At 43.4% G+C, this 8244-nt stretch carries 5 protein-coding genes and 3 tRNA genes; 4 read left to right on the forward strand and 4 right to left on the reverse strand.

The genetic code is table 11. The features are described 5' to 3' along the window. Positions 1-135: 135 nt before the first annotated feature. Complete coding sequence (locus tag AAC006_RS12440) at positions 136-1938, reverse strand: ABC transporter ATP-binding protein/permease (protein WP_013784807.1); 1803 nt, start codon at positions 1936-1938, stop codon at positions 136-138. A gap of 300 nt (positions 1939-2238) precedes the next feature. On the opposite strand from AAC006_RS12440, the gene moaA reads away from it, so the two are divergent. Together moaA and AAC006_RS12450 are read left to right on the forward strand one after the other, a co-directional pair. Next, the gene (gene moaA, locus AAC006_RS12445; RefSeq protein WP_013784806.1) at positions 2239-3207 is read left to right on the forward strand and encodes a GTP 3',8-cyclase MoaA; all 969 of its coding nucleotides are present in this window, start codon (positions 2239-2241) and stop codon (positions 3205-3207) included. Between the two features lie 77 nt (positions 3208-3284). Continuing rightward, positions 3285-3812, forward strand: a complete 528-nt coding sequence (locus AAC006_RS12450) for a GNAT family N-acetyltransferase (protein ID WP_041452953.1) — start codon at positions 3285-3287, stop codon at positions 3810-3812. Here AAC006_RS12450 and AAC006_RS12455 read toward each other — a convergent pair. From AAC006_RS12455 to AAC006_RS12465, 3 genes are all read right to left on the reverse strand, one after another. Further along, complete coding sequence (locus AAC006_RS12455; protein ID WP_126873947.1) at positions 3800-5425, reverse strand: response regulator; 1626 nt, start codon at positions 5423-5425, stop codon at positions 3800-3802. The two genes, AAC006_RS12450 and AAC006_RS12455, sit on opposite strands and share 13 nt — an antisense overlap. 483 nt (positions 5426-5908) lie before the next feature. Further along, positions 5909-5984, reverse strand: a tRNA-Val gene (locus AAC006_RS12460). 111 nt (positions 5985-6095) lie between these two features. Beyond that, positions 6096-6171: transfer RNA gene (locus AAC006_RS12465), tRNA-Val, on the reverse strand. Between the two features lie 313 nt (positions 6172-6484). Between AAC006_RS12465 and gltX the strand changes: the two genes are divergently transcribed. Both gltX and AAC006_RS12475 read left to right on the forward strand, forming a co-directional pair. After that, a complete protein-coding gene (gene gltX, locus AAC006_RS12470; protein WP_126873946.1) occupies positions 6485-7894 on the forward strand; it encodes a glutamate--tRNA ligase in 1410 nt (469 codons plus the stop codon). 85 nt (positions 7895-7979) lie between these two features. Beyond that, a tRNA-Ala gene (locus tag AAC006_RS12475) sits at positions 7980-8055 on the forward strand. Positions 8056-8244 lie beyond the last annotated feature (189 nt).

An 8244-nucleotide genomic window follows, 5' to 3' on the forward strand; every position in this document is an offset into this window, starting at 1 on the left:
TGCCTACAAGGTGTCAATATTCTCGTCTGCGATGAACAGGTATATGCACTAGTGTTCACGGTTTGAATATGAATGTCGAATATACTGGATGGGTACATTCGGTAAGAGCCTCAAGCCGCATCACTTCTTTAGTATTCATTGGCCCATTTCTTCATGATTTGAATCTCGCTGCTGAGTAGCCCACAGCCGATTGTATATACCTTGTTGTGCTAAAAGAGTCTCGTGGGTGCCATGTTCGGCAATCATGCCCTTGCTTAACACTAAGATGGTATCGGCATCGACGATAGTAGACAGCCTATGGGCAATAACCAAGCTAGTATGCCCCTTTGCGGCGTCTCGCAGCGCGCCTAATATCGCTTGCTCAGATTGACTGTCTAACGAAGAGGTCGCTTCATCGAATATCATTATTGGCGCACCTTTTAATAGCGCACGAGCGATGGCAACTCGCTGTTTTTCGCCGCCAGAGAGTTTTAGCCCACGTTCGCCTACTGTTGTGTCTAGTCCGTCTGGCAAGCTTTCAACAAATTGGGTTAAATGCGCAAGCTTAATAGCATGAGTAACTTCTTCGTCGCTAGCATCAGGGTTGCCGTAACGGATATTTTCTACCAAGGATGTATTAAACAACACGGTATCTTGAGGAACAATACCGATATGGCTTCGTAAACTGTGTTGGCTAAGTTCGCGAATATCCTGCCCGTTTATGAAAATGCCACCCTCGGTGGGGTCGTAAAAACGAAACAGCAACTTCATGATGGTGGATTTTCCAGCACCACTTTCGCCAACCACAGCAATCTTGGCGCCTGATGGCACCTCGAAGCTGATTCCTTTTAAAATAGGCCGTGCTTGCTGATAGTGAAATTGAACGTTACTAAAACGTATGCTCGCCTGTTTTGCTGAGAGGTGGGTAGCATTGGGTTTATCTTCAATTGCGGGTTTTTGGGATAGCAGGGAAAACAAGTTTTGAATGTTCGCTAGCGAGCCACGGATTTCCCGATACACAAAGCCCAAGAAATTGAGAGGCATAAATATTTGCATGGTGAAGGCGTTAATTAGCACGAAATCACCAATGGTCATCTCGCCTTCCATTACGCCATAAGCTGCATTCGCCATCATGGCTGTCATTGCTAGGGCAATAATGCTGGCCTGTCCGCCATTTAAGGCAAACAGTGATAACCGATTTTTACGCCTGGCTTTTTCCCAGCCAGCTAAATCTGTATCGTATCGATTTGCTTCGAAGCGCTCATTGTTGAAATACTTTACGGTTTCAAAGTTAAGTAAGCTGTCTACCGCGCGTGAGTTGGTGGTGGAGTCAGCTTCATTCATTTGCTGCACAAATCGCGTGCGCCAATCGGTAGCTTTCATCGAAAACATGACATAGCTGATGACACTGACCACAATGATCATCGCAAACGACCAGCCAAACTGAATCAATAGCAATATCACGACTAAGCCAATCTCTAAAAGGGTAGGCACGATGTTAAACACCATAAACCGCATTAAGAAACTTACGCCATTTGTGCCACGTTCAATATCTCTTGATAAGCCGCCCGTTCTGCGGTTTAAATGAAAGCCTAAATCTAGATTGTGCAGATGATTAAATACCTTTAAACCTAGCCGGCGCATAGCGCGTTCGGTGACACGTCCGAATAAGGTGTCTCGTACTTCGCCAAGTAAAACATTGGTGAGCCTAAGTGCGCCGTACGCAATAATTAAGCTGATAGGTACGGCAATGGCCAGTGCTTCCACATCCCCATTTAAACTATCTACCGTGTATTTGAGTACATAGGGTAGACCAATGCTGGCAAGTTTAGCGGCGACTAAGCACAGTAACGCTAATGCTACCCTACCTTTGAACTCAAGAAGGTAAGGCCACAACTGCTTGAGCACTTGCCATTTGATAGGCTCATTTTCGTTTAGCGGAAATCGATTTTTTCGCATGGTGTAATATTGTTCTCACTGCATATTTGTGACGGTGTAAAACGAAGACGTTAACGGAAGGCAGGAAGGAAAGCCCCTGCATAAAGGTGAATTGTGATAGATTAACGAACTTTAAACTACATTGTTTACGGTGAACCGTTATATTTATTTAAGAGAAATAAGTTAACGGTACGATAAAACGTTCTAATTTATGCGTTATCAAACATTTCATTCTTATTTGCAGCCGCGTAAACTGGCGAAAAGACATCATAGTCTATTTAATCACATTATTTGTTTTACGTACCCCTAAAGGGAGAAAATTTGTTAGAAGATAGCTTTGGGCGACAATTCCATTATTTGCGTTTATCGGTAACGGAGGCGTGTAATTTTCGCTGTCAGTATTGTTTGCCTGACGGCTACCAAGGTCCTTCCAGTGAGCATTTTCTTTCCTTAGGCGAAATCAACACGCTATTGAGTGCCTTTTCAGGGCTGGGTACGTCAAAAGTCCGCCTTACTGGCGGTGAGCCAACACTTCGCCGCGACTTTCTCGATATTTTAAGTGCAACGGCAAATACTCCCGGCATAAAGCGAGTGGCCATGACCACCCATGGTGGTCGTATGGCTGAACATGCTGCCGCGTGGAAACAGGCGGGTTTACACCAAGTGAATGTCAGCATAGATAGCTTAGATCCCAGGCAGTTTGCGGCAATTACAGGGCAAGACAAATTAAAGCAAGTGTTAGCCGGGCTGGACGCTGCGGTTGAGGCTGGTCTTGATGTAAAAGTAAATTCGGTGCTGCTAAATGATTTTTCTGATGCACGATTGAATCGCTTCCTTGATTGGCTGAAAACGATGCCTGTCACATTGCGGTTTATTGAGTTGATGGAAACCGGCGATACTACTCATTTCTTTAAAGCGCAGCATCAAGGTGGAACCCCACTTAAGCAAACGCTTATAGATGCCGGATGGCAACCCATGGTTAGACGAAAAGATGCTGGCCCTGCACAGGAATTCTTTCATCCTGACTATGCCGGTAAAATTGGTCTTATCATGCCGTACAGCAAAGATTTTTGTAAAAGTTGTAATCGACTTCGCGTTGCCGCCAATGGTAAATTACATTTGTGCTTATTTAGTGAGCACGGTATTGATATGCGACACCTATTAGCCGACCAAGATGTAGTAGGACTACAACAGTTTTTAGTTGAGTGCTTAGGTGAGAAGCATGCAACGCACTTTTTGCATGAAGGTAATACTGGAGCAACGAAGCACTTAGCTATGTTAGGTGGCTAAATTTACGTTCGTTGCGCCAAAAAATACGAAAGCAGCAGTATAAAGTTGCTTGTAATAATGATTGGAAAGGGAAATCTATGTTTATTGAAGATAGCGCGCGCCTGTCTTTCCATTATATCACCGACGCTGATGTAGAGTTCCTGTGGGAGCTTGATCAAGATGAGGAAGTAATGCGATTTATCAGTGACGGTCAGAAAACATCTCGTGAAGATATTACCAACACCTTCGTACCACGCTTTCAAGCATATTCAAATCCAGCCCTTGGCTGGGGATTATGGCGAGTGCAAGAAAAAGAAAGTGAAGAGGATATTGGCTGGGTTTTAGTTCGGCCTTTTGGCTTTTTCACTAAAAATCCTGAGATTGATAATATTGAACTTGGCTGGCGTTTCAAACAAGCCAGTTGGGGGAAGGGATATGCCACAGAAGCAGCGATGCAAGTGAAAGATGCCCTGTATCAAATTGGTATCGACAAATTTTGTGCTATGGCAAAACCTGAAAATTTAAATTCAATCAAAGTGATGGAAAAAATAGGCATGACCTTTAGCCACGAAATTGAATATAAAGATAATCTTTATCAAGAGAAGGTTGTGGTTTACACCACCTGATCTAATAGCCCTTTAACCGTTTCGTAGCGCTGACTTTGTTCTTCAGATAGAGAAGCACTTTCCAGCGTAAAGCGGCACCTCTTCATTACCGCGTTCATATTGCCTTCCGCTTTACCTTCACGAGAGCGTCGCATTGCCGACGCTTGCAGAAGGTTTAACGCAATGGCAGGGTTTCGGGGCATAACCCTAAATGCTTGCTCGAAGGTTTTGTAAGATTTTGCCAGTTCGCCACGCTTATACTGCACTACCGCCACGTCATTGAGGTTTTTAGGGCTTATTGATATTGCTGTTTTCTCTTCAACTTCTTGGTTGATATAACGGCTAAGTAAACTGTTTGGTGCATCCAACTCTTTTTGCCGTAACGTCGCTTTATCGAGTAATTTGAGAGCGCTCCCTCTTAATCCTAAATCGTGAAACGCTTTTGCGGAATCAAGTAGCGTTTCGACAGACTGTTCTTCCAGGTTATCAATATCTAAGGCATCAAGCAGATCTTTTGCTTTATCGTTTTCATCTTTTAGATAGTGAATTCGTGCGCTAATAACTTGCAGTTGGTGGTCAAGATTCACCTTTGGGTAGGCGCTTTTTAATTGGCGCAGATATTCATTGGATTGCTTGATAATTTTGTTTGTTTGCGAGGTTTCTGCCGTCATCGCAAAATCAATACCCGCTCTGGCAACAGACAAGTACATCTCAGGGGTGTCGTGCACTGAATTCTTACCGAAACGAACCACTTTTTTTGCGCTGTTAAATTGCCCTTCATAGTCGTGGGTTAGCCTAGCAAGTTGCACTGCAGTAATATGACGCATCACATTTCGAGGTGAAATGTCGCTGGCCACATTCACACATTCCAGCGCTTCATCATACGCTTCTAACTTAATTTGCAGCTCTGCTAACAAATCATATGCGCTCAGCATACTTTCAGGTTGTAGCGCTAGCTGAATAAGGTCTCGTTCTGCATCATCAAATTCATCTAGGTGAATGTAACATTGAACGAGGCCAAGCTTTGCCCAAGTAAAATTTTGAATATTGATGATTGATTGGTAAAAGAGCTTCGCGTTTTCAAACTGTCTATTCAATAGCAACAAGTCACCCTTCGTTTTTAGGGCTAACGGGAAGTGTTCAGCGTTCTTAGGCTCAACTAAAATAAACTCTAATTCTTTAAGTGCCTGCTCAGGATTCTGCTCATCCATGTAACGATAGACATCGTGAAACATTTTTTTACGGGTGACGACTTTACTAAGTCGTTTATCTAGTTCGTTAACGGAAAATGGTTTTGCTAAGAATTCGTCAGGTTGCATCTCGATTATTGCATGGACAACATCAATGGCAGTATCGGCACTAGTAAAAATAAAACCGGTAGTAAGAGGAATAATCTTTTCGGTTTTCAGCTGCTCAAATAAATTATAGCCGCCTTGTTCTTGCCTTAAGTCATAAGCACAAACAATGACATCGTACTGCCGAGTGCGCAGTGAGGTAAGGGCGTACGCAGCACGGTCTACATAATCGATATGTTGGAAACCAAGTTGCTCCAAAGCATATTTCATATGGCTTTTTGCCAAAGCCTGATCTTCCGCTATTAATAAACGGGTTTGTCTTGCCAACTGTAGGTTCATTACAACCTCGTATATGCGTCAATGCTTACTCGTGTAAACAACCTAGTAGGAGTTTAGTAGAAGAATTAACTTATCACCATTGTTAAATAGTGTCCTAAAGATTGCGGTGCACGGCATGAAAAACAGCTAGAGGGCAGGGGAAATGAGTTTTCTTTTGAAAGAGTGGTGGACGTCTGCTGTGGTTCCTAACGAAGTTATCGTAACGAAGTTATCGCAACGAAGTTGTTGAACCAGTGATTTTTGATTGTATAAAGATAAAGAGAGATGGTGGGCGCTGCTGTGGCTCGTAACGAAGTTATTGAACCAGTGGTTTTTGATTTTATAAAGATAAAGAGAGTGGTGGACGTCTGCTGTGGCTCGTAACGAAGTTATTGAACCAGTGATTTTTGATTTTATAAAGATAAAGAGAGTGGTGGACGACTGCTGTGGTTCGCAACGAAGTTGTTGAACCAGTGATATTTTATTGTATGAAAATAAGAAAGATGGTGGACGCTACTGGGCTTGAACCAGTGACCCTCGCCTTGTAAGGGCGATGCTCTCCCAACTGAGCTAAGCGTCCGATATATCAGATTTGAAGCAAAAAGTGGTGGATGTCTGCTATGGTTCGTAACGAAGTTATCGCAACGAAGTTGTTGAACCAGTGACTCTCGCAGTACACTTTCAAAAAAAGTGGTGGACGCTACTGGGCTTGAACCAGTGACCCTCGCCTTGTAAGGGCGATGCTCTCCCAACTGAGCTAAGCGTCCATCTTGTTTATTATCTTGCCTAAGCAAGTGGGGCGGTATTATAGAGTCGGTTCTCATACTGTCAATAATAAAATGAAAGAAAAATGACTGTATGCCTGAAAAGTGAACATTTTGGGCTTTTTTTATCTGAATTGATGAAATTGTAAGCGTGATGCGACGCCATGCTATCAAACAAGACTTCATTAAAGCATAAATATAAGTTTCTATTGGTAGCTATATACCAAGCAAATGCATCGTGCTGCTTTTGTCGTGAAGCGGAGACTGGTAGAATGCGCGCAATTTCACAATCTAATAAAGATAGAGAGTTTTTATCATGTCGGTTGTAACACGATTTGCACCAAGCCCTACTGGCTACCTTCACGTTGGTGGCGCCCGCACCGCTTTATATTCTTGGCTACTTGCTAAAAACAATGGCGGAGAATTTGTACTTCGTATAGAAGATACAGATATTGAACGTTCTACAGAAGAAGCAAAGCAAGCAATTTTAGATGGCATGCAATGGCTTGGTTTGACTTGGGACACCGGTCCTATCTATCAAACCGATCGTTTCGACCGATATAAAGACCTTATCCAACAATTGTTAGACGAAGGTAAAGCGTATAAGTGCTTTATGAGTGCAGAAGAATTGGATGCTATTCGTGAAGCGCAAAAAGAGCGTGGCGAAAAACCTCGTTATCCTGGCACATGGCGTGATCGTACCGATCACCCAGAAGGCGAACCTTTTGTTATTCGCTTTAAAACGCCATTAGAGGGCACGGTTGTTATTACCGACCACGTACGCGGTAAAATCGAAATTAACAATAGTGAATTGGATGACTTAATCATTCAGCGCACCGACGGCACGCCAACTTACAATTTTTGCGTTGTAGTAGACGATTGGGATATGGGCATCACACACGTTGTGCGTGGTGAAGACCATATCAATAACACGCCCCGTCAAATTAATATTCTGCAAGCATTAGGTGCACCTGTACCCGAATACGCTCACGTATCTATGATTTTAGGCGATGACGGTAAAAAGTTGTCGAAACGTCATGGTGCAGTAAGTGTTATGCAATACCGTGATGATGGCTTCTTGCCTCAAGCGGTACTGAATTATTTAGTTAGGCTAGGGTGGTCACATGGTGACCAAGAGATATTCACTCTTGATGAAATGATTGAGTTATTCAGTTTAGATGCAATTGGCCAGTCGGCTTCTGCATTTAATACTGAAAAATTAATTTGGTTGAACCAGCACTACATTAAAAGTCTACCAGCCAGTGAAGTGGCCACACACTTAAAATGGCACTTTGATGGCTTAGACATAGATTTAACTGCGGGGCCTGCACTCGAGTCTGTTATTGCTATTCAAGCTGACAGAGTAAAAACGTTAAAAGAACTTGCTGAGATCTCTACTTACTTTTATCAAGATTATGAAGAATTTGATGCTAACGCTGCCAAAAAGCATTTACGCCCAGTAGCACGAGGGCCGCTAGAGCGAGTAAAAGAGAAGTTGATGGCTATTGAAGCGTGGGAGCCGGAAAATATTCAGGCTGCTATTAATGCAACAGCTGAAGAATTAGAAGTGGGTATGGGTAAAGTAGGGATGCCATTGCGTGTTGCTACCACCGGAAGTGGCAATTCTCCGTCTTTAGATGTAACCCTTAATTTGCTGTCAAAAGAGAAAGTTGGCGAGAGAATCGACAAAGCGCTTACTTTTATAGCAAACAGAGAAAATTCATAAAAAAACCGTTGACATAAATGGGGTGGATGCCTAGAATGCGCCCCGCTGTCACGGAACAGTCACACAATAGTGACTATGACACAACGGGGCCATAGCTCAGCTGGGAGAGCGCCTGCATGGCATGCAGGAGGTCGGCGGTTCGATCCCGCCTGGCTCCACCAAATCTAACTGCAAGTTTATATTGCGGTTTAGGCTGAAGGTTTTACCTTCGGGCATAAATTGTTTTGTAAGGATAAGGTCGTTCGGTTCGCGGAGCTCACCTCTCCTTACAAAAATGATTGATTGTAAGGATAATGTCGCTCAGCTCGCAGAGCTCGCTTCGCCTTACAAAAAATCTCAAAAGCGTAGCT

The organism is uncultured Alteromonas sp. (assembly GCF_963976965.1).
Classification (GTDB): domain Bacteria; phylum Pseudomonadota; class Gammaproteobacteria; order Enterobacterales; family Alteromonadaceae; genus Alteromonas; species Alteromonas naphthalenivorans.